This window comes from Micromonospora sp. PRAS1, assembly GCF_059553435.1.
In genome coordinates this window covers 68,267-89,553 of record NZ_JCANNB010000025.1, presented here as the reverse complement: position 1 = coordinate 89,553, position 21,287 = coordinate 68,267, and the positions used below count along the sequence as shown (strand labels likewise).

21 protein-coding genes are annotated in these 21,287 nt (G+C 71.2%); 9 read left to right on the top strand and 12 right to left on the bottom strand.

What is annotated here, in order from left to right:
• Window positions 1-16: 16 nt before the first annotated feature.
• Entirely contained in the window at window positions 17-811 is a 795-nt protein-coding gene (locus tag AC507J_RS22220) for an endonuclease/exonuclease/phosphatase family protein (protein ID WP_496291101.1), read from the top strand.
• A gap of 103 nt (window positions 812-914) precedes the next feature.
• On the opposite strand, the gene AC507J_RS22215 is transcribed toward AC507J_RS22220, so the two are convergent.
• Window positions 915-3,578, bottom strand: a complete 2,664-nt coding sequence (locus AC507J_RS22215; protein WP_496291100.1) for a PQQ-dependent sugar dehydrogenase — start codon at window positions 3,576-3,578, stop codon at window positions 915-917.
• A gap of 339 nt (window positions 3,579-3,917) precedes the next feature.
• Window positions 3,918-4,775, bottom strand: a complete 858-nt coding sequence (locus AC507J_RS22210; protein ID WP_496291099.1) for a hypothetical protein — start codon at window positions 4,773-4,775, stop codon at window positions 3,918-3,920.
• A 279-nt stretch (window positions 4,776-5,054) separates the two neighbouring features.
• On the opposite strand from AC507J_RS22210, the gene AC507J_RS22205 reads away from it, so the two are divergent.
• Window positions 5,055-5,441: a VOC family protein gene (locus AC507J_RS22205; RefSeq protein WP_496291098.1), complete on the top strand. Its 387-nt coding sequence runs from the start codon at window positions 5,055-5,057 to the stop codon at window positions 5,439-5,441.
• Window positions 5,442-5,511: 70 nt separating this feature from the next.
• Here AC507J_RS22205 and AC507J_RS22200 read toward each other — a convergent pair whose 3' ends face one another.
• The 4 genes from AC507J_RS22200 to AC507J_RS22185 all read right to left on the bottom strand — a co-directional run bounded on the left by AC507J_RS22200 (window position 5,512) and on the right by AC507J_RS22185 (window position 10,924).
• A complete protein-coding gene (locus AC507J_RS22200; RefSeq protein WP_496291097.1) occupies window positions 5,512-7,578 on the bottom strand; it encodes a 3-hydroxyacyl-CoA dehydrogenase NAD-binding domain-containing protein in 2,067 nt (688 codons plus the stop codon).
• Window positions 7,575-8,771 carry a thiolase family protein gene (locus AC507J_RS22195; protein ID WP_496291096.1) on the bottom strand — a complete coding sequence of 399 codons (1,197 nt, stop codon included), beginning with the start codon at window positions 8,769-8,771 and terminating at the stop codon, window positions 7,575-7,577. The genes AC507J_RS22200 and AC507J_RS22195 overlap by 4 nt, the downstream gene beginning before the upstream one ends.
• A gap of 185 nt (window positions 8,772-8,956) precedes the next feature.
• The gene (locus AC507J_RS22190; RefSeq protein WP_496291095.1) at window positions 8,957-10,291 is read right to left on the bottom strand and encodes a ribonuclease D; all 1,335 of its coding nucleotides are present in this window, start codon (window positions 10,289-10,291) and stop codon (window positions 8,957-8,959) included.
• Window positions 10,292-10,351: 60 nt separating this feature from the next.
• Window positions 10,352-10,924 carry a DUF3000 domain-containing protein gene (locus tag AC507J_RS22185; protein ID WP_496291094.1) on the bottom strand — a complete coding sequence of 191 codons (573 nt, stop codon included), beginning with the start codon at window positions 10,922-10,924 and terminating at the stop codon, window positions 10,352-10,354.
• Between the two features lie 118 nt (window positions 10,925-11,042).
• Here AC507J_RS22185 and hemE point away from each other — a divergent pair, with 118 nt between their 5' ends.
• From hemE to hemQ, 3 genes are read left to right on the top strand one after another with little or no spacing between them, the layout of a single operon-like run.
• The gene (gene hemE, locus AC507J_RS22180; RefSeq protein WP_496291093.1) at window positions 11,043-12,128 is read left to right on the top strand and encodes a uroporphyrinogen decarboxylase; all 1,086 of its coding nucleotides are present in this window, start codon (window positions 11,043-11,045) and stop codon (window positions 12,126-12,128) included.
• 5 nt (window positions 12,129-12,133) lie between these two features.
• Window positions 12,134-13,543 carry a protoporphyrinogen oxidase gene (hemG, locus tag AC507J_RS22175; protein WP_496291092.1) on the top strand — a complete coding sequence of 470 codons (1,410 nt, stop codon included), beginning with the start codon at window positions 12,134-12,136 and terminating at the stop codon, window positions 13,541-13,543.
• Complete coding sequence (gene hemQ / locus AC507J_RS22170; protein WP_496291091.1) at window positions 13,540-14,241, top strand: hydrogen peroxide-dependent heme synthase; 702 nt, start codon at window positions 13,540-13,542, stop codon at window positions 14,239-14,241. The genes hemG and hemQ overlap by 4 nt, the downstream gene beginning before the upstream one ends.
• Window positions 14,242-14,398: 157 nt before the next feature.
• On the opposite strand, the gene AC507J_RS22165 is transcribed toward hemQ, so the two are convergent.
• The 3 genes from AC507J_RS22165 to AC507J_RS22155 form a co-directional block, all read right to left on the bottom strand.
• Window positions 14,399-15,490 carry a lytic polysaccharide monooxygenase gene (locus tag AC507J_RS22165; RefSeq protein ID WP_496291090.1) on the bottom strand — a complete coding sequence of 364 codons (1,092 nt, stop codon included), beginning with the start codon at window positions 15,488-15,490 and terminating at the stop codon, window positions 14,399-14,401.
• A gap of 211 nt (window positions 15,491-15,701) precedes the next feature.
• Window positions 15,702-16,142, bottom strand: a complete 441-nt coding sequence (locus AC507J_RS22160; protein ID WP_496291089.1) for a GNAT family N-acetyltransferase — start codon at window positions 16,140-16,142, stop codon at window positions 15,702-15,704.
• A 24-nt stretch (window positions 16,143-16,166) separates the two neighbouring features.
• Window positions 16,167-16,427 (bottom strand): metallothionein, encoded by a 261-nt coding sequence (locus tag AC507J_RS22155; RefSeq protein WP_111246437.1) that lies wholly within the window; start codon window positions 16,425-16,427, stop codon window positions 16,167-16,169.
• A gap of 224 nt (window positions 16,428-16,651) precedes the next feature.
• Between AC507J_RS22155 and AC507J_RS22150 the strand changes: the two genes are divergently transcribed.
• Window positions 16,652-16,927 carry an isoamylase early set domain-containing protein gene (locus AC507J_RS22150; protein WP_496291088.1) on the top strand — a complete coding sequence of 92 codons (276 nt, stop codon included), beginning with the start codon at window positions 16,652-16,654 and terminating at the stop codon, window positions 16,925-16,927.
• A 108-nt stretch (window positions 16,928-17,035) separates the two neighbouring features.
• Window positions 17,036-17,782 (top strand): lytic polysaccharide monooxygenase, encoded by a 747-nt coding sequence (locus AC507J_RS22145; protein WP_496291087.1) that lies wholly within the window; start codon window positions 17,036-17,038, stop codon window positions 17,780-17,782.
• 72 nt (window positions 17,783-17,854) lie between these two features.
• Here the strand turns inward: AC507J_RS22145 and msrB are convergent, their stop codons facing one another.
• Entirely contained in the window at window positions 17,855-18,265 is a 411-nt protein-coding gene (msrB, locus tag AC507J_RS22140; RefSeq protein ID WP_496291086.1) for a peptide-methionine (R)-S-oxide reductase MsrB, read from the bottom strand.
• A 47-nt stretch (window positions 18,266-18,312) separates the two neighbouring features.
• On the opposite strand from msrB, the gene ligD reads away from it, so the two are divergent.
• On the top strand, window positions 18,313-19,338 hold the full coding sequence (ligD, locus tag AC507J_RS22135) for a non-homologous end-joining DNA ligase (protein ID WP_496291085.1): 1,026 nt from the start codon (window positions 18,313-18,315) through the stop codon (window positions 19,336-19,338).
• 88 nt (window positions 19,339-19,426) lie between these two features.
• On the opposite strand, the gene AC507J_RS22130 is transcribed toward ligD, so the two are convergent.
• Entirely contained in the window at window positions 19,427-19,621 is a 195-nt protein-coding gene (locus AC507J_RS22130; RefSeq protein WP_496291084.1) for a DUF397 domain-containing protein, read from the bottom strand.
• Window positions 19,614-20,492: a helix-turn-helix domain-containing protein gene (locus AC507J_RS22125; RefSeq protein ID WP_496291083.1), complete on the bottom strand. Its 879-nt coding sequence runs from the start codon at window positions 20,490-20,492 to the stop codon at window positions 19,614-19,616. Before AC507J_RS22125 ends, AC507J_RS22130 begins: the two co-directional genes overlap by 8 nt.
• A 457-nt stretch (window positions 20,493-20,949) precedes the next feature.
• Here AC507J_RS22125 and AC507J_RS22120 point away from each other — a divergent pair, with 457 nt between their 5' ends.
• Complete coding sequence (locus AC507J_RS22120; RefSeq protein ID WP_496291082.1) at window positions 20,950-21,222, top strand: hypothetical protein; 273 nt, start codon at window positions 20,950-20,952, stop codon at window positions 21,220-21,222.
• Window positions 21,223-21,287 lie beyond the last annotated feature (65 nt).

The window sequence follows — 21,287 nt, the reverse complement described above, 5'->3', positions numbered from 1 at the left end:
ATGACAGGTTTTGCTGATGCGAATCACGAGTGTGAACGCCTGGGGCGGCATGCTCTTCGACGAACTCGTCGAGTGGCTGCCCGGCAACGGTGCGCACGTGCTCTGCCTCCAGGAGGTGACCCGGACCGCCGGCCTGGCCGGCTGGACCCGCTTCGAGGACGGTGAACGCAAGCTGCCACAGCGTGCGGACCTGTTCGACGACGTCCGCGCCACGCTGCCCCGGCATCAGGGGATCTTCCTCGCCAGCGACTCCGGCCCGGTGTACGACGACACGGGTGCCCGCCATCGGCAGGACTTCGGCCTGGCGACCTTCGTGGCCGAGGAACTGCCTGTCGTCGGGGTCGACTCCGCCTTTGTGCACGGGGAGTTCGTCGACCACGACGAGTGGCGGGTCCCGATCCGGCCCCGGGTCGCCCTCGCCGTGCGTACCGTCGACCGGGTCGCCGGCCGCTCGGTGTGGGTGGTGCAGATGCACGGGTTGCGCGACCCGGCCGGTAAGGCCGACACCCCGGCCCGGCGCGGCCAGGCCGAGCGACTCGCGCAACTCGTCCGCCGGATCCGCGGTCCCCGCGACCTGGTGGTGGTCTGCGGCGACTTCAACCTGCTGCCCGAAAGCGAGACGTTCGACGTGCTGGCCGAGGCCGGGCTGACCGACCTGGTCCGTACGGCCGACACCCGGACGTCCCGCTACGCCAAGCCGGTACGTCACGCGAGCTACCTGCTCGTCTCGGACGTCGCCGCCGTCGAGCATTTCGAGATCATGACCGAACCGGAGGTTTCCGACCACCGGGCCCTGATCCTCGACATCTGAGCGGGACCGGCGTTCCGCGCGGTGGTGCGCTGACCACCGCGCGGAACGCCAGGCTGCCGGTCCCGCTCAGCTGAGCTACCGGGCCGTCGCCCGCAGCCCCCGCCTACCGGGCCGCCACGTTCAGCTCGGCCACCGACGTCCAGGGTTGCCCGTTCACCTCGCCGAGCGCCCGCAGTCGTACGTATCGGCCGGTCTTTGCGGCGAAGGTGGCGGACTGTTCGGCTGTGGTGTTGGGCCAGGTCCCGGTGGCGACCGGGCTGCCCCAGGTGGTGCCGTTGGCGGAGACGTGGATCTCGTAGCGGGCGATGCGGCCGTTCGTCATGTTCTGCCGGGGCAGGTAGTACAGGCCGGTCACGGCGTAGCTGCCGCCGAGGTCCAGTTGGATCTCGTGCGGATGCGACGGGCTGGCGGCCTGCCACTGGGTGTGCCAGATGGTGGCCGGGTTGCCGTCGAGCACGTTCGTCCCGCGGCCGTTCTCGCCGGCCGTCTCCTGACTGTTCACCGAACGCACTCTCAGCTGCGACTGGGGCAGGCGCTCCCGGACGAAGGTCGCGGTGTAGGTCCGGGCCGTGGTGGGTGCGGTGATGATGTGCGTCTGCGCGCCGCCGTCGGACCAGGCGCCGAAGACGTACCGGACGCCGCCGACGGTCTGCGGCGTCACTGCGCTTACGGTGTTCTCCGAACCCTGGATGACGGTCCGGGTGAACGGCGTGGTCTCGCTCGTGCTGCCGACCGCGACCTGCATCCCCGGCGGGTTGCTGGTGAAGGTCAGGTCGACGGTGCGTGGGTCGAGCCGCCGGCTGGTGGTCGCCGACAGCCCACCGGCGTCGGTGGCGGTGAGCACGAGTTCCAGGTACGACGGGTATTCGTGGTCGGGTGCCGGGAACGTCGCCCCGGCCACACCGGTCCACTCCTGGACGGTGTGGATGTGGCAGTTGCCCGGGGTGTAGCAGTGGTGTTGCAGCAGCAGCCAGCGCAGCGCCGACGCGGGCAGGTCGCCCTGTTCCGGGTCGGTGGCCCGGCCGGCGACTGTGATGTTCTGCCCGACGACGAAGGTGCTGCCCGCCGCCGGGCTGTCGATGATGGCGGTCGGGCCGCTGTTGCCGGACTGGATGGTGACGGTACGGGTGTCCGCCACGTCGAGTGTGTCGATCACGCGCAGCCGGGCGGTGTACGGGCCGCCGGCCGGGTAGGTGAAGGTCGCGGTCGGGGTACGCGCGTCGACCGTGCCGTCATCGGTGAAGTCCCACTCGTAGCGCAGCAGGCCCTCGTCGGCCGGGTCGGGGTCGCTGGAGGTGGTCGCGTCGAACGACACGGTCAGCGGCGCGTTGCCGGTGGTCGGCGAGGCCTGGAGCACGGCGACCGGCGGCTGGTTGCCGGCGAAGTGGCGGACCCGGCGGACGGTGCCGGCCGCGTCGGCGTAGTACAGGTCGCCGCCGGGGCCGATCGCCAGGTCGACCGGGTTCGCCGCCTGGGCGACGAAGGTGAGCCGGTTCGCCGCGTCGGGTGCACCGCCCGGGGTAGCGGGCAGCATCGCCCAGATGCAGTCGCGGGTGTAGTCGGAGAAGAAGAGCGCACCCCGGTACGCGGCCGGGTAATCGCCGCCGGAGGTCGGGTAGAACGCCATGCCCGACACGCTCGATCCGCCGGTCGGGCAGCTTTCCCCGGCCACCACCCGCCCCGAGTGCTGGTACCCGTAGTACGGCGCGGTCTGCGTACCGGCGGTGTAGAGGCTCTCGCAGAGGTCGAGGTTGGCGCCGTCGTAGCCGCCCTGCCGGTTCGGCCCCTCGTAACAGGGCCAGCCGAAGTTGGCCACCTGGCCGGTCGGGTCGGTGAGCCGGTTGACCTCCTCCCAGGTGTTCCAGCCGACGTCACCGATCCAGAGTTCGTCGGTGCCGGGCCGGACCGCGAACCGGTACGGGTTGCGGAAGCCGTAGCCGACGATCCGCTGGGTGTTCGGGTCGGTGGCGCCGATCGCCGGGTTGTCCGGCGCGGCGGCACCGGTGAGCGGGTCGAGGCGCAGGATCGTGCCGTCCAGACCGGTCGGGTCCGCCGCCGTACGGACGTCCTGGGAGCGCAGCGCGCCGCCCTCGGCGGTCGGTGGGGCCATGCTGCCGCCCGGCGGGTCGGCGCACGGGTTGATCGGGTTGCCGAGCTGGCCGTAGTCGACGACGTTGTAGCTGGCGCCGTCACCCGAGCTGAGGTAGAGCATGCCGTCGGCGCCGAAGTGCAGGTCACCGATCGAGTGCGAGGGGAACTGCTGGCACCAGTCGTGCAGCAGCACCTGTTCGGTGCCGGTCATCACGTCACCGGCGGCCTCCAGCCGGGACAGCCGGCCGGTGACGATGCACTGCCCACCGTTGGCCCCGCCGACCGCGTTGCAGTTGTCGTTCCACACCGGCGCGGTCCGGCCCGGCGGAGCGTCGTAGGTGTAGAGCACGTAGACGTACGGCTGGGTCGGGAAGTCGGGATGCAGCGCGAGGCCGAGCAGGCCGCGGTCGTTCTGATTGTGTACGTTTACCGAAAGGTCGGCGAAGATGGTCGCCGTGGTGTCGGCGATCGAGTCGAATACCTTGATCCGGCCGGCTTTTTCGGCGACGAAGATGCGCCCGTCCGGTGCGAATTCGATGTTCATCGGTTGGTTGAGGCCAGTCAGGACGGTTTGTTCCCGGAATCCGGTGGGCAGCACGGCGGCCGATGCTGGTGCCGGTATTCCGATGACCACCAGTAGCGCGGCGACGAGCGCGCTGACAAGGAACGCGGACATGACACGCTTACCGAACACAGGCATCCTCCCCCAGAGGTTCGTGGCGGGAGAAGAACAACACAGAATGATGAATGTCTTTAGACGTTAATGCGGCTGCCTGCATCGAGCGGCTAATCCGACGCACGCCTCGAATGATCAATGAACGTGTCGTACCTGCCGTGAACGGGCAAGCCGGAAACAATTCATCGGCACGCGTCGGGACGCGGTATCCACCGGTCGCCGAGCAGTTGATGGAGGGTCAGCACCACGACGACCGGGCCCGCCCCCGGCCGGCACGCCACCACATGTCCGGTGACGGGCTGGCCGCGTCGATGCCGGGCCCGGTCGTGGGTCGTCCACTCAGTCGCGCTGCTCGATCTGGCCACGGATGGTGACGAACTGGGCCTCGGCCTCGGTGCGGGACGTGAAGTACATCACCACCAGGCCGACGCTGCCGCGGTCCGCCCAGGCGCAGATGCCCATCGGTACGCCCTCTGCCTGGCCGTCACCGCAACTGGCGTCGCCGCCGAGCGGACCCGCGTCCACCGCGGCCATGTTGGTGACCCCCAGTTCGCCGGAGAGGCCCTGGATCGCGTCGTCAAGCTCCTTCTTCGGGTCGACCATCACCCCGGAGACCGCCACGATCATGACGAGATCCTGCGCGGTGGGGTCGCCGTAGAAGGCGCCTACCGCGCCGGTCTCGTTCTCCACACTGGAGGTGAGGCCCTGGACCATCTGGTCGGAGGCGGTCTGGAACTGCGGATCGGTCACCTTCGGCCGGCCGGCCAGGGTGTCCGGCGCGACCACCGTGGTGCGGGTGGCGTCGATCGTCTCGTTGACCGTGTCCCTGACCAGGAACCAGATGGCCGTGGCACCACCGACGCAGAGCACCAGCAGCACCGCGAGGACGATCAACACGATCTTCCCGACGTTTGACTTCTTCTTCGGTGGCGGCGGGAAGGCGCCCTCGGGCGGCACGGCACCGGGCGGGAACGCGCCACCTGGCGGCGGATACCCACCTCCGGGCGGCACGGCGCCGGGCGGCGGCGGGAAGCCTGCGGGTACGGCGCCCGGCGGCTGCGCGGCGGGCTCGCCCGGCGACTGCGGCGGGTACGGTCCGGGCGCGGCGGGAGTGTCGCCCGGCGGCGGGTAGCCGGCCCCTGGCGGGTACGGCCCGGCGTTCGGCGGGTTCTGGTGCTCGTCCGGGGGTTGGGACATGGGGTCAGCTCCTGCTGTCGACGGAAGCGGTGATCCTAACCAGGCAGAGCCCGTCGCGCTGTCCGGTGCGCAACGCGGTTGCCGGCAGGGCCGGGGGAGTGCGAAGATCGCGGGGTCAGCCCGATCCAGGAGGGGGGTGCGTCGATGTTCACTGTGATGCTGTCCGCACCCCGCCTCGCCGGCTGACCGCTCACCTTCGCGGGGCACTTTCCAACGGGAGAACCGTCCCGTAGATCAGCGGACCCAGCACGTCAGTTCTGACTGTCAAGAGGGACGACAATGAGCGCACGGATCCACAACATCGGTATCGACTGTCACGACACGTACGCCCTGGCCGGTTTCTGGGCCCAGGTGTTCGAGTGCCCCCGCCAGCCGGACGACTTCCCCGGTGACCCGGAGGCCATGCTGCTGCCCCCGGGTGGGCCGGAGGTTCTCTTCCTGGCCGTGCCGGAGGGCAAGACGGTGAAGAACCGCCTGCACCTGGACCTGGAACCCACCGACCGGACCCGGGCCGAGGAGGTCGAGCGGCTGCTCGGCCTCGGCGCCCGGCACGTCGCCGACCACATCGGGCCGGACGGCGCCGGTTGGGTGGTGCTTGCCGACCCCGAGGGCAACGAGTTCTGCGTACTGCGCAGCGCCGCCGAGAAGGCGGCGGCGGCCGGGTGACGTGACGGTGCGGGGGCCCAGCCGCAGCTGCGACTGGGCCCCCCGGACCCACGGAGCATCTGTGCCTGGCTCAGCCGGCGAGGCTGGCCACTCCCGGGGGCAGGAAGCGCTGGCCGGTGACCCGCTCGCTGGTGCCGGTCCGGTCCAGGTACGGCGTGACGCCGCCCAGGTGGAACGGCCAGCCGGCGCCGAGGATCATGCACAGGTCGATGTCCTGCGGCTCGGCCACCACGCCCTCGTCGAGCATCAGCCGGATCTCCTGCGCCAGGCCGTCCAGGGCGTTGCGCCGGACCTGCTCCTCGGTGAGCGGCTGGTCGCCGACGACAAGCAGCTTGGCCACCTCGGCGTTGATCTCGTCGTCGACCACGATCGGCTGGCCGGAGTCGGCGATCCGCTTGAGGTTCTCGCTCACCCCGAACCGCTCCGGGAAGGCGGCGTGCAGGGTGCCGCCCACGTGGTACGCCACGGCCGGGCCGACCAGCTGGAGCAGGGCGAGCGGGCGCATCGGCAGGCCCAGCGGGTCCAGCGCCCGGTCGGCCACCTCCAGCGGGGTACCGGCGTCCACGGCGGCGAAGACCGTGCCGAGGAACCGGGTCAGCAACCGGTTCACCACGAACGCCGGCGCGTCGGAGACCAGCACGCTCGACTTCTTCAGCTGCTTGCCGACCGCGAACGCGGTGGCCAGGGTGGCGTCGTCGGTGCGTTCGCCCCGGACGATCTCCAGCAGCGGCAACACCGCGACCGGGTTGAAGAAGTGGAAGCCGACCACCCGTTCCGGGTGCGCCAGCTCCTCGGCCATCGCAGTGACCGAGAGCGAGGAGGTGTTGGTGGCCAGCACCGCCTCCGGCTTGACGATCTTCTCCAGCTCGGCCCAGACCTGCTTCTTGACGTTCAGGTCCTCGAAGACCGCCTCGATGACGAAGTCGGCATCGGCAAAGGCGGACTTGTCGACCGAACCGCTCACCAGGCCGTACAGCTTGGCGGCCGTGCCCTTGTCCATCCGGCCCTTGCTGACCTGCTTCTCGATCTGGGTGTGCACGTAGCCCACACCCTTGTCCACCCGGGCCTGGTCCAGGTCGGTGAGCACCACCGGCACCTGGAGGCGACGGGCGAAGAGCAGCGCGAGCTGGCTGGCCATCAGGCCGGCGCCGACGATGCCCACCTTGGTCACCGGGCGGGCCAACTCCTTGTCCGGCGCGCCGGCCGGCCGCTTGGCCCGCCGCTGCACCAGGTCGAAGGCGTACAGGCCGCTGCGCAGCTCCTCGGAGAAGATCAGGTCGGCCAGGGCCTCGTCCTCGGCGGCGGCGCCGGTGGCGAAGTCGGCGTCCTTCGCCGTCTCCAGCAGGTCCAGCGCCTTGTACGCGGACGGAACCGCGCCGTGCAGCCGCTGGTCCAGGGTCTGCCGGGCGAAGTAGAGCACGCCCGCCCACATGTCCTTGTCGACCTCGGGCCGGGTCACGGTGACCTCGCCACGAACCACTCCGGCGGCCCATTCGAGGGACCGCTCCAGGAAGTCGGCCGGTTCCAGGAGTACGTCCGCGATGCCCAGCTCGGCGGCCTGCTTCGGCTTGAGCATCTTGTTCTGCATGAGCGGGTTCTGGATGATCACCTGGGTCGCCGCCGGGATGCCGATCAGATTCGGCAGCAGCTGGGTGCCGCCCCAGCCGGGGATCAGGCCGAGGGACACCTCCGGCAGGGCGAGGGCCGCCGCACCGGCCGACAGCGTCCGGTAGTGGCAGTGCAGGGCCAGCTCCAGGCCGCCGCCCATCGCCGCGCCGTTGACGAAGGCGAAGGTCGGGATCTGGCTCTCCTTGAGCCGGGCGAAGACCCGGTGACCGAGCCGGCCGATCTCCAGCGCCTGCTCGCGGTCGGCCAACAGCGGCAGGCTTGTGATGTCCGCGCCGACGCAGAAGATGTACGGCTTGCCGGTGACCGCGATGAACGCCGGGTTCGCCGCCAGGGCGGCGGTGATCGCCTCGTCCAGGCTGGTCAGGCCGGCCGGGCCGAAGGTGTTCGGCTTGGTGTGGTCGAATCCGTTGTCGAGGGTGATCAGGGCGGCCGGGCGGTCCAGCCCGGGCACGTTCACCTGGCGCAGCAGCGCCCGGGTAACCACCTCGTTCGGTGCGGCGAGGCTCATTTGTCGCTACCTTCCCAGTGCGGGTTCTCCCAGATGACCGTGCCGCCCATGCCGATGCCGATGCACATGGCGGTGAGCCCGTAGCGGACCTCGGGGTGCTCGGCGAACTGCCGGGCGAGCTGGGTCATCAGCCGTACGCCCGAGGAGGCGAGCGGGTGCCCGATGGCGATCGCGCCGCCCCACTGGTTGACCCGCGGGTCGTCGTCGGCGATGCCGAAGTGGTCGAGGAAGGCGAGCACCTGCACGGCGAACGCCTCGTTCAGCTCGAACAGGCCGATGTCGTCGATGCTCAGGCCGGCGATGCGCAGCGCCTTCTCGGTCGACGGGATCGGGCCGACGCCCATCACCTCGGGCTCGACACCGACGAAGCCGTACGACACCAGGCGCATGGCGATCGGCAGGCCCAGCTCACGGGCCACCTCCTCGGCCACCAGCAGGCTGGCGGTGGCGCCGTCGTTCAGGCCGGCGGCGTTGCCCGCGGTGACCTTGCCGTGCGGGCGGAACGGGGTCTTGAGGGTGGCGAGCTTCTCAAGCGAGGTGTCCCGGGGTGCCTCGTCCACTGTGGCCAGGCCCCAGCCGGTCTCCGGGTCGCGGATCGCCACCGGCACCAGGTCGTCCTGGAGCTTGCCGTTGGCGTACGCCTTGGCGGTCTTCTGCTGTGAGGCGAGCGCGAAGGCGTCCGTGCGCTCCTTGGTGATGTGCGGCACCCGGTCGTGCAGGTTCTCCGCGGTGGCGCCCATCACCAGGGCGGACGGGTCGACCAGCTTCTCGGCGACGATGCGCGGGTTCGGGTCGACGCCCTCGCCCATCGGGTGGCGGCCCATGTGCTCCACGCCGCCGGCGATCGCGACGTCGTACGCGCCCATGGCGATGCCGCTGGCGACGGTGGTCACCGCGGTCATCGCCCCGGCGCACATCCGGTCGATGGCGAAGCCGGGCACGGTCTTGGGCAGGCCCGCCAGCAGGGCGGCGGTGCGGCCGATGGTCAGGCCCTGGTCACCGATCTGGGTGGTGGCGGCGATGGCGACCTCCTCGACCCGCTCCGGCGGCAGCTGCGGGTTGCGTCGCAGCAGCTCGCGGATGCAGCGGATCACCAGGTCGTCCGCGCGGGTGTTGGCGTACATGCCACCCGCCTTGCCGAACGGGGTGCGGACGCCGTCGACGAAGACGACATCCCGTACTTCACGGGGCACTGTGAGCCTCCTAGCCGGCACTGGCGTTTCTCCGGATGCTACCCGTCAGTAACAATCCGCGCCCGCGCCTCCCCCTGTGGCCCAGCCCACACCACCCCCGAACCGCTCCCGATCTCTCCGTTGATCAAGAGGTTTGCGTCGGCGACCCGCCGCGCGGCCGACACAAACCTCTTGATCAACGCCGATCAGGTGGGGGTGGTGGGGCGTGGGAGGAGGAGGGCTTCGGCGAAGGCGGGGAGGAGGAGGGCGATCTGCCATTCGCGGGCGTGGTAGCCGCGGAGCAGCTCGGCGACGGTGGATTCGGTGATCTCCTCGGGCGGCTGCCAGGCGATGCGGCGGACCGTGTCCGGGGTGATCAGGTTCTCCGGTGGCAACCGATGCTCGCCGGCCAGCCGCAACACCACCTCGCGGCAGCGCGCCAGGCGTGCGGCGGCCGCCGGGTCCCGCTCGGCCCACCGGTGTGGTGGGGGCGGGCCCTCCACCGTCGGCGTCACCGGCAGCGCGTCGTCGGGCAACTGTCGGGCGTCGTCCAGCGCGGCCAACCAGGTGCGGGCCAGCCGGCGTACCGACCGACCACCGAAGCCGGGCAGGGTGAGCAGGGCCTTCTCGTCCCTCGGGTCCAGCTCGGCCGCCGCGACGATGGCCGAGTCGGGCAGCACCCGGCCCGGTGCCGAGTCGCGGCGAGCGGCGATCTGGTCGCGGGCGTACCAGAGCGAACGGACCCGAGCCTGCGCCCGCGCCCCACGGACCCGGTGGATGCCGGAGGTACGCCGCCACGGCTCGGCCCGTACCCGGGGTGGTTTGGCCCCGGTACGCACCAGCGCGGCGAACTCCTCCGCCGCCCACTCGGACTTGCCCTGTCGGGCCAGCTCCGCGTCGAGCGCGTCGCGTAGATCGACAAGCAGTTCCACGTCCAGCGCCGCATAGGTCAGCCAGGACTGCGGCAGCGGCCGGCTGGACCAGTCCGCTGCGGAGTGGTGTTTCTCCAGGCTGAACCCGAGCAGCTGCTCGGTGAGCGCGGCCAGGCCCACCCGTTCGAACCCGGCGAGCCGGGCGGCCAGCTCGGTGTCGAACAGTCGGCGCGGACGCAGCCCCAGCTCGGCGAGGCAGGGCAGGTCCTGGTTCGCCGCGTGCAGCACCCATTCCGCCTCGGCGATCGCGGCGTCCAGGGCGCTCAGGTCGGGTAGTGGCAGCGGGTCGATCAACGCGGTGCCGGCGCCGCCGCGGCGCAGTTGCACGAGGTACGCCCGCTGGCTGTAGCGGTACCCGGAGGCCCGCTCGGCGTCCAGAGCCACCGGCCCGGCACCGGCCGCGAAACGGGCCACCACCTCGGCTAGTTGCTCGGACTGGGCGATCGGTTCGGGGGTGCCCTCACGGGGCGCGGTCAGCGGCACGGACTCGCTGCCGGTGGGCTCGGTCCCCGCGTCCGACGGCTCCGGCCGTGCCGACGGCGGGTGATGCGTGTCGTTTCCCGTACGGCTTGCGGCGGCCCGACGGCGCAGGGGTGGTTCGTCGGTCACCTGACAACCCTAGTGCGCGAGCGGATCGTGCGGCGCGCACCCGCCCCCGTCGCGTGTCGCTCAGCCGGCGGCAGCGGTACGGCGCTCCGGCAGGGCGGTGACGCCGGGTGGGGGCAGGCCGGCCGTGGAGGCGAGCAGGGTGCACCAGGCGTACAGGTGCGGGGCCAGGTCAAGGCCGGTCGGGGTCCACGAGGCGCGGATCTCGATGTCACTCGCCGTGGGCGGTCCCGCCAGTTCTCCGAACCGGGTCGACATCGTCTGCGTGATCGTCCCGCCGATGGCCCGGTGCCCCGCCGCCTGGGCGTCGAGGGCGTCGGTGAGCCAGGTCCAGCCCACCCCGGGCAGCAGCGGATCGGCGGCGAGATCGACCTCCAGCTCGGCGGTCACGTAGGTGACCAGCCGCAGGGTGCCCTGCCAGGCTTCGTGTCCCGCCGGGTCGTGCAGCAGGATCAGCCGGCCGGTGGCCACCTCGTCGCCGTCGCGCAGCACCGTCGCGGCGAGCGCGAAGGCGTACGGCGCCAGGCGTTGCGGCGCGGCCAGCTCCTCCAGGAGGATCTCCGGCCGGGGCGTCGCCGACCGGAGCCCGGCGACCGCGCGGGCGAAGGTGTCCGGAAGCGCGATCGGGGCGGCCATGCCCGCAGCCTATGCCGCCGGCCGCTGCCCGGCCGGGACGGCGCGCCGACGATCCACTCGCCGATGATCGTCGTACCCACGGCGCCCGCGCGGGGCGGGACGTGGCACGATGGCGACGATGACCACCGAGAGTACGGGCACCGCCGCCCGAGACGACGAATCCCGCCCCGGCGGGCCTGCGGACTCGCCCTTCGTGCGGGCGTGTCGCCGCCGCTCCGTCCCGCACACCCCGGTCTGGTTCATGCGGCAGGCCGGCCGGTCGCTGCCGGAGTACCGCGAGATCCGGGCGAACGTGGCGATGCTGGAGTCCTGCCGTCGACCGGACCTGGTCACCGAAATCACGCTCCAGCCGGTACGCCGGCACGGGGTGGACGCCGCGATCCTGTTCAGCGACATCGTGGTGCCGGTCGCCGCTGCCGGGGTCGACCTGGACATCGTGCCGGGGACCGGACCGGTGGTGGCCGAGCCGGTGCGTACCGCCGCCGACGTGGAGCGGATCCGGCCGATCGGTCGCGACGATGTCCCGTACGTGGACGAGGCGGTCCGGATGCTGGTCAAGGAGCTGGGCGACACCCCGCTGATCGGCTTCGCCGGGGCACCCTTCACCCTGGCCAGCTACCTGGTCGAGGGCGGGCCGTCGCGGACCCACGCGAAGACCAAGGCGCTGATGTACGGCGAGCCCGAGCTGTGGCACGCCCTGGCTGGCCGGCTGGCCGAGGTGACCCTGGCGTTCCTGCGGGTGCAGATCGAGGCCGGGGTCAGCGCGGTGCAGCTCTTCGACTCCTGGGCCGGCGCGCTTTCCGAGGCCGACTACCGCCGGTTCGTGCTGCCCCACTCGACCGCCGTGCTCGCCGGGCTCGCCGAGGCGGGGGTACCCCGGATCCACTTCGGGGTGGGCACCGCCGAGTTGCTCGGCGCGATGGCCGAGGCCGGGGCCGACGTGGTCGGCGTCGACTGGCGTACGCCGTTGGACGTCGCGACCCGCCGGATCGGCCCGGAGCGGGCCGTGCAGGGCAACCTCGACCCGTGCGTACTGCTGGCCCCGTGGCCGGTGGTGGAGACCGAGGTACGCCGGATCCTCGACGAGGGCCGGGCCACGCCGGGACACGTGTTCAACCTCGGTCACGGCGTGCTGCCGGAGACCGATCCGGAGGTGTTGACCCGGGTGGTTGCCCTGGTGCACGAACTCTCCGCCGAGGGCTGACCGCCGTGGCGACGCGCTGGCGGGTGGCGGTGGTCGGTGGCGGAGTCGCCGGCCTGACCGCTGCGGTCCGGTTGCGGGACCGCGCCCCCGCCGGCACCGAGATCACCGTGTACGAGCAGTCCGGCGCGCTCGGTGGCAAGCTGCGCACCGGCGAGTTGGCCGGCGGCCCGGTGGAGTTCGGCGCGGAGTCGTTCCTGATGCGCGACCCGGCCGGTGGCCCCTCCGCCGCGGTGGCCCTGGTCCGCCGGCTCGGGCTGACCGGGCGGATCGTGCACCCGACCGTCGGGCAGGCGGCACTCGCCGTCGACGGTGGGCTGCGCCCGATCCCGGGCGGCACGCTTGTCGGCGTACCGGGTGATCTGGAGCAGGTGGCGACGGTGGCCCGGCCGACTCCGGACGCCGACCGCGACGAGGGCCGGCCGCTGCTCGCGCCGGAGCAGGACGTCTCCGTCGGCGCGCTGGTCCGCTCCCGGTTCGGCGACGAGGTGGTGGACCGGTTGGTCGACCCGATGCTCGGCGGGGTCTACGCCGGCCGCGCCGACGGTCTCTCCCTGGCCACCACGATGCCGGCCCTGGCCCGGGCGGCCCGCACGGAGCACACGCTGCTCGGCGCGGTACGCGCGGCGCAGGCCGCCGCCCCGCGCGCCCCCGGCGAACCGGTCTTCGGCACCCTCGACGGCGGGCTCGGCACCCTGGTCGACGCCGCCGCCACGGCCAGCGGGGCGACCATCCGCCGCAACGCGGCGGTCCGCGAACTCTCCCCGGCCGGCGCCGGCTGGCGGCTCACCGTCGGGCCGACCCGCGATCCCGAGCACGTCGAGGTCGACGCGGTGGTGCTGGCGGTGCCGGCCCGCCCGGCGGCCCGGCTGCTCGCCGACGTCGCCGCCGAGGCGGCGGAGCGGATCGGTGGGCTGGACTACGCAAGCGTCGCGCTTGTCACGCTGGCCCTGCCGGAGCCGGCGCTGCCGCAGCTCTCCGGCTTCCTGGTGCCCGGCACCGAGGGGCTGCTGACCAAGGCGTCGACGTTCTTCACCACCAAGTGGGGGCACCTGCGCCGGCCGGACGGGGTGGCGCTGGTCCGCGCCTCGGTCGGCCGGTACGGGGAGGAGGCCCAGCTCCAGCGCCCCGACGAGGACCTGGCCGCCACCGTGCACCGGGAGCTGTCGGCGGTGCTCGACGTGCCGCTGCCCGCCCCGGTCGACGGGCACGTGCAACGCTGGGGCGGCGCGCTGCCGCAGTACACCCCCGGGCACCTGGACCGGGTGGCCGCCGCACGCTCCGCGCTGCGGGTGGCCCACCCGACGCTGCGGCTGGCCGGCGCCGGCTACGACGGCGTGGGCATCCCGGTCTGCGTCCGCTCCGGCGAGACGGCGGCCGACGAGATCATCACAGCACTGGAAGGATCGGGAAGTTGACGGAGCAGAGCAACGCGGCCCGGCTGCGGGAGCTGAACGACACCATCCGCTACACCATGTGGTCGGTCTTCCGGTCCAGCGCGCCGTTGCCGTCGCTGCGGGAGAACGTGACAGGTGAGGCCGAGTCGCTGATCGAGGAGTTGGCCGGCAAGGACGTCGTGGTCCGGGGCACGTACGACGTCTCCGGCCTGCGCGCCGACGCCGACCTGATGATCTGGTGGCACTCCTCGTCCAGCGACGCACTCCAGGATGCGTACCTGCGGTTCCGGCGGACCATTCTGGGTCGGGCGATGACCCCGGTCTGGTCGCAGATGGCGCTGCACCGGCCGGCCGAGTTCAACAAGAGCCACATCCCGGCGTTCCTGGCCGGTGAGGAGGCCCGCGCCTACCTCTGCGTCTACCCGTTCGTCCGCTCGTACGACTGGTACCTGCTGCCCGACGCCGAGCGGCGGGAACTGCTCGCCGAGCACGGCAAGATGGCCCGGGGCTACCCGGACGTCCGGGCCAACACGGTGGCCTCGTTCGCGCTCGGCGACTACGAGTGGATGCTCGCCTTCGAGGCCGACGAGCTGCACCGCATCGTGGACCTGATGCGCGACCTGCGTGGCTCCCGGGCCCGGTTGCACGTGCGCGAGGAGGTCCCCTTCTACACCGGCCGCCGCCGCCCGATCGCCGACATCATCGCGAACCTGGTGTAAGGAAGGGCCCCCTTTTAACGCCTCGTGCATAGCAAGGGCCCCCTTTTAACACAACAACCGGTCCGCACCCGGCCGCGGTGATCACCACGGCCGGTGCGGACCGGGTTCGACCGCTTGGGGCCGCTCCGGAGGGAGTGCGGCGTGGCCCCAACCGGGGTCAGGCCATCACCGTGCAGGTGAGCGTGGGCACGTTGCTGCTGCCCGAGCCCAGGAAGCCGAAGGTGGCACTGCCGCCGGCGCCGAGGTTGCCGTTGTAGCCGACGTTGGTGGCGGTCACCGTCGAGCCGCTGGAACTGATGTTGGCGCTCCAGAACTGACTGATCTGCTGGCCGTTGGCGTACGTCCAGTTGACCCGCCAGCCGCGGATTGCCGTGTTGCCCGCGGTCACCTGCACCTCACCCTGGAATCCGCCGGACCAGGTCGAGGTCACCCGGTACGTCGCCGCGCACGTGCCGGACACCGGCACGCCGGTCGTCGGCGGGGTGGTCGGCGGACTGGACGTGGGCGGGGTGGTGGTCGGCGGGGTGGTGGTCGGTGGCGTGGTGGTCGGCGGGGTGCTGCCGCCACCGAACTGCACGTCGCTACAGATGTAGTACGACTGGTCGGAGTGGCTGGCCTGCCAGATGGTGAAGATGACGTGCCGGCCGGTACGCCCCGGCGCGTTCACCGGGACCTCGATGGAGACTCCGCCGGTCTCCGGCCGCCACTGGGAGGCCGGCGTGTTGCCGATCTGACCGACCAGTTCCAGGTGTGACCAGGCCAGCGGCGTGGTCAGCGCGTCGTAGCCCTGCCGGGTGGCGTACACCCGGATGTAGTCGGCGCCGTGACTGGCCTGGTCGTAGAACTTGAGCCGGAAGTTGTTGGCGACCGAGGTGGTGCGCCAGGCGCCGGGCACGTCCATCGCCCGGTAGCGTCCGTTCTCGGTGCGTCCGCCGGAGCAGAGCTGACCGTTCGGGACGGCGGCCTGGTGGTTGCCGCCCACGCCGTCGCGGTACAGGCCGTTCCAGTTCCACATGGCGTTCGTGTCGGTCTGCCACGCCTGCCAGCACATCGGGTCCTCGGTGGCCATCCGCGGGTTCTGGAAGTCACCACCCCAGCGCTGCCAGCAGCCGTAGTTGCGGGAGACGGGGTTGGCCACCGAGCCGTGCGCCGACGCGGGTACGGCAAGCGCGGTGGTGGCGAGCAGCGTGGCGACGGCCGCGACGGCCAGTAGCCATACCGCGCGCGATGATTTGAGTACGTTGGACATGGAGCCCCCAGGGGGAGTCGTCGGATCGACATCGCCCAGACACGCGGGAGTTGCCCCTCCCGGGCCGGCTACGGGTGGCCCCGTCGTTTGTACTGGCTCCAATCAAAAGAATGGCACAAGCCATCGTCATCGGTCAATTGGGAAAACGTTTTCCAGCACGTCGCGCCGACCGTTACCGAGGTCGAGGTGGCGGGGTTCGCTGACTGGCCGGTCAGCGGTGGCGGCGCATCGGAGTGTGCGGGATGCCGTCCTCGACGTACGCCGGGCCGCTCACCGTGAAGCCGTGCCGGGCGTAGAGGTCGACCAGGTGCGACTGGGCCTCCAGCACGCAGGGCCGATCGCCGATCTCGGCCAGCGCCGCGGCCATCAACTGCCCGGCGTGCCCGGCACCGCGGGCGGCCGGCGCCACCACCACCCGCCCGATCCTGGCCACGCCGCCGGGGTCGGCCAGGATCCGCAGGTACGCCAGGGGAGCGCCGTCGAGTGCCAGCCAGACGTGCCGGGTGCCGGGCTCGACGTCGCGCCCGTCGAGTTCCGGGTACGCGCACTCCTGCTCGACCACGAACACGTCGACGCGCAGTCTCAGCAGGTCGTAGAGGGTGCGGGCGTCCAGGTCGGCGAAGGCGGCGACCCGCAGTTCCGGGCTCGGCATCCCGCCAGGTTAGCGACTGGCGGTCTAGGCCGGGCGGGCGCCGACCGCGTCGCGGATCTCGGCACCCTGCTCGGACTCCACCGCTCGGGCGCAGTGCCCGCAACAGAAGAAGCGGCCGGACACCTCCACGCCGTGCCCGACGATCCTGATCTGGCAGTGCTCGCAGATCGGCGCCAGCTTGTGTACCGCGCACTCGAAGCAGTCGAAGGTGTGCACGTCGCCGCTGACCGTGCGTACCTCGAACGCCATCCAGTAGTCGTTTCCGCAGACCTCGCACGTCGCCACGACGCCATCCCTTCGCCAAGTCGGTGTTCCGCCAAGCGTGCGACCCGCAGGCATCGGGGCCGGCTGGAAACCGCCCGGGTCACCCGGGCGGGCGGCGTGTCGCGTCGGTGTGTCGGGCGTTGTACCGGATGACCTGGCCGATGGCGGCGGCCCGGCCGCCGGTCCGTCGAGATGGCGGCGGCCCGGCCGCCGGTCCGTCGAGATCGCGAACCGGGAGGACGACAATGATCAAGCGAAACCGGCTCTTCGGCAGCCAGACCCGGGTCACCTTCTGTCTTCCCCGGGACACTCCACCCGGCACGGTGAGCGTGGTCGGCTCCTTCAACGGTTGGCAACCCGGCGAGCACGTGCTGGTGGCCCGCCGGGACGGCACCCGGACGGTGACCGTACGCCTCGGTCCCGGGCGGCACCGCTTCCGCTACCTGGCCACGGGCGGGCTGTGGTTCGACGACGAATCCGCCGACCAGGTGGACGACCAGGGCGGCCTGCTGGTGCTCTGACGCTCCCGGACACCGTCTCTTTTATCGACAATGGTCTTTACTGTTAACAAGGTTTAAATTATGTTGATGGCACCTCACCAGGCAACACGCCGCTAAGGAGCTGCCGTCATGCGCCGAAGAATCACCCTTCCGTTGGTCGCGACGGGCACCATGGTCGCCACCCTGGCCGTCGCCACCCCGGCCCAGGCCCACGGCTACGTCTCGTCGCCACCCAGCCGTCAGGCGCTCTGCGCCCAGAACCGGGTCCCCGACTGCGGGCAGATCAGATGGGAGCCGCAGAGCGTCGAAGGCCCCAAGGGGCTGCGCAACTGCCACGCCAACATCGCGCACTTCGCCGTCCTCAACGACGACAACCGTGGCTGGCCCGCCACCTCGGTCGGCAGCACGGTCACGTTCACCTGGATCAACACCGCCCAGCACGCCACCCGCGACTGGGAGTACTTCATCGGCAACAACCGGGTCGCGGTCTTCTCCGGCGGCGGACGACAGCCCGGCCCCACCGTCTCGCACACCGTCAACCTCTCCGGCTACTCCGGGCGGCAGAAGCTGCTTGCCGTCTGGAACATCGCCGACACCGCCAACGCCTTCTACTCCTGCGTCGACCTCCAGGTCGGCGGCGGAAGCGGCAATCCGCCGCCCAGCCCGAGCCCGACCAACCCGCCGGCACCCGCGCCCACCCCGACGGCCGCCCCGACCAGCAACCCGCCGGCCGGTGGCACCTGGACGGCGGGTCGCGCGTACGCCGTCGGTGACCAGGTCAGCTACGGCGGGCGGACGTACCGCTGCCGGCAGGCGCACACCGCCATCGCCGGCTGGGAGCCGCCGCACGTGCCAGCGCTGTGGAGTCTGATCTGACCAGCGGGAGGTGCGGCCGGCCCCGGCCCACGCCGCACCTCCCAGCAGACACTTGAGCTGTCGGCGTGGCGGTCAGCTGGTGCTGGGGTCCAGGCGGATGGAGAGTGAGTTCACGCAGTGCCGGGTGTTCTTCGGGGTGAAGCCCTCGCCCCGGAAGACGTGCCCGAGGTGGCTGTCGCAGCGGGCGCAGCGGATCTCGGTGCGGCGCATGCCGAGGCTGTTGTCCTCGATCTCCTTGATCGCGCCGGGGATGGCGTCGTCAAAGCTCGGCCAGCCGCAGTGCGAGTCGAACTTGGTGTCGCTCGGGTAGAGCTGGGCACCGCAGGCCCGGCACCGGTACATGCCGGGGGTCTTGGTGTCGACGTACTCGCCGGTCCAGGCCGGCTCGGTGCCGTGCTCACGCAGCACCCGGAACTCGTCGGGGCTGAGCCGGACCCGCCACTCGTCCTCGGTGCGGGGCAGTTCACTGTCGGGAAGACTCACGTGCCAACGGTACGTCGAACGTCGGACCTATCGCATATGGTCGCGAAATGGCAGGCACGAAGGCTCCGGCCGAGGAGATCGAGGTCGCCGGGCAGACCGTACGGTTGTCCAGCCCGGACCGGGTGATCTTCCCGCAACGCGGCTTCACCAAGGCCGACGTCTTCCACTACTACCTGGCCGTGGGCGACGGCATCATGCGCGCCCTGCGCGACCGGCCGACGACCCTGCAACGCTTCCCCGACGGCATCGAGGGGGAGATGTTCTTCCAGAAGCGGGTGCCGACGCGCGGCGTGCCGCCCTGGGTGCGTACCGCCGAGATCAGCTTCCCCAGCGGGCGCAAGGCCGCCGAGCTCTGCCCGGCGGACCTGGCCCATGTGGCCTGGGCGGCGCAGATGGGCACCGTCGTGTTCCATCCCTGGCCGGTACGCGCCGCCGAGGTCGACCAGCCGGACGAGTTGCGGGTCGACCTCGACCCGCAACCCGGCACCGACTTCGCCCACGCGGCCACCGCCGCCGCCGAGCTGCGCGCGATCCTCGACGAGCTGGGGGTGACTGGCTGGCCGAAGACCTCCGGTGGCCGGGGCGTGCACGTCTACCTGCGCATCCAGCCGCGCTGGACGTTCGTCGAGGTGCGTCGGGCCACCATCGCACTGGCCCGGGAGTTGGGCCGCCGCCGCCCCGACCTGGTCACCACCGCCTGGTGGAAGGAGGAACGCGGCGAGCGGGTCTTCGTGGACTACAACCAGATGGCCCGGGACCGCACGATCGCCTGCGCATACTCGCTGCGGGCGAACGCGCGGGCCACCGTCTCCACCCCGGTCAGCTGGGACGAGCTGGCCGAGGTCGACCCGGACGACTTCGACCTGCGCAGCGTGCCGCAACGGTTGAGCGAGCGGGGCGACCCGCACGCCGGCATCGACGACGCCGGGTGGGACATCACCCCACTGCTGGAGTGGGCGGAGCGGGACGCCGCCGCCGGCGAGGGCGACCTGCCCTACCCGCCGGACCACCCGAAGATGCCCGGCGAACCGAAGCGGGTCCAACCCTCCAAGGACCGCGACCGCCCCCGCTGACCCGCGCACCCCCCGCTCCGCCGGGCGACGCGCCCGGTGATCGAAGCAGGCCGCTCTGCGGCGGCAAGGGAACTCCCGCCGTTGGGAGTTAGCTCGGGGCGCCACCCTTCACGCTGCTCACAAAGGATCGCCACTGGGAGACGTCGAACAGCAACGCCGGCCCGTCAACGTCCTTGCTGTCCCGAACCCCCACGATCGCCCCGAGATTGTCCGCCACCTCGACACACTCGCCCTCCGCGCTTCGGCTGCTCTTGCGCCACCGGGCGTTGGTCAGGTCATTCATCGAAGCTCTCCTTGATAATCGTCCCAATCAGGTCTTCAGACTCGCGTACGCCGAGCGAAAGGTCCAGAAGGGTGGTCCAGGCGTCCGCGTAGGCCTGCACTTCTGATGGCCTGTCCAGGTAGAGGCTCCCGGTCAATGACTCGCTGTAGACGGTCGAAGGCTCTGCCGGCCGGGTGCCCACCGCTGGAAAGTCCAGCATGATGAACGAGCCGGCAACGGATGCCAGTCGCGGCCCGATGCTCAGCGGCAGCACCCGGACCGAGACGTTGGGTCGCTGCGCGGCGTTCACCAGGTGGGCGAGTTGGCTACGCCAGGCGTCCAGGTCGGGGAGAGGGCGGCGGATCACCGCCTCGTCGACGATGGCCTCGAAAGTGGGGGCCTTTGGGCTGCGGCGGGTGAGTAGCTTCTGGCGCTCCAAACGCAGCGCGACCTTCTGGGCCACCTCGTCTGGGCTGCGACCGGCCTTCGCGCTGAAGATGGCCGAGGCGTAGTCAGCGGTTTGCAGCAACCCGGGGATCAGCGAAGGCTCGAATTGGCGGATGTGTCGGGCAGCCGCCTCCAACCCGACGTACAGCTCGAACCATGCCGGGATGGCCTCGCCGTATGCGTGCCACCAGCCTCGGCTCTTGCTCTCTCTGGCCAGGCTGACCATGACCTCAGTCAATTCGACAGACGTGCCGTAGTGCTGGCACATTAGCGTGACGTCATGGGTGCGAAGTGAAGTCTGCCCACTCTCCAAGCGGTACATCTTGGCACGGGACCATTCGAGCGCTGCGGCTGCCGCCTCGAGGTTGATCCCTGCTTCCTCCCTGGCCTGACGCAGCAGCCTGCCCAATTGGCGACGGGGGACTGATGATCCAACTTCGCTCATCTCGGCCCTTCTCAATTCGATGCGGCGATGTGTCTCAACTGGAACATCATGGCGTGGACGATGATTCGTTGCAATTGCCTTGCCGGGGTTTTTTCTTTGAGACATTGCATCTTCTGGGTCCGCTGACCGATCGTGCTGGTGACGGCTTATCTGCTGCTGATCATCGGAGGTCTCGGATGGCTGGGTGGAAGTGGTTTCAGCGGAGCAACGCTCCGATCGACGTGGTGAAGCGGTCGGCCGGTGACGATCGGGTCGGCGCTGAGCTGGCTGGCACCGAGCAGGCGGGCGCGGAGTTGAGCGGCGCCGAGTTGAGCGGCGCTGAGGGGGCCGGGGCGGACCGGCTCGATTTGCCGAGCGGGGGCGCGGCTGCGGACCCTCATCAGCAGCGGTTGCTGAGGAGCAGGGCGGGGCGACGCTTCGGGTGTGCGGGGCGGCCCGGCAACCGGGGGAGCTACCGGTGAGCGGGGCGGCGGAATCGTGGCCCGCCGACGTGACGGAGCTGCCTGAGATCGAGGTCGACCGGCGGCCGGAACTGTTGGTGCTGGTGACGGAGGACGACGGGCCGATCGGGTGGGCGGTGGTGCTCCCCGACGGGCACTTCTGGTTGATCCGCAATGCGCCGGGGGCGGTGACTCACGGGTCGAGTCTCTCGGTGCTGACCAGCTTCTGGGCCGGCATCCTGGGCTGCGAGGTGGGGCGACCTCGGCTGGCCGAAGTCCCACGACCATGAGGTGCCCACGGTGAGGTGCTGCAACGGTGTGGTCCGAGCGTGCGGCGCGACGGGGCGGCGCTGCG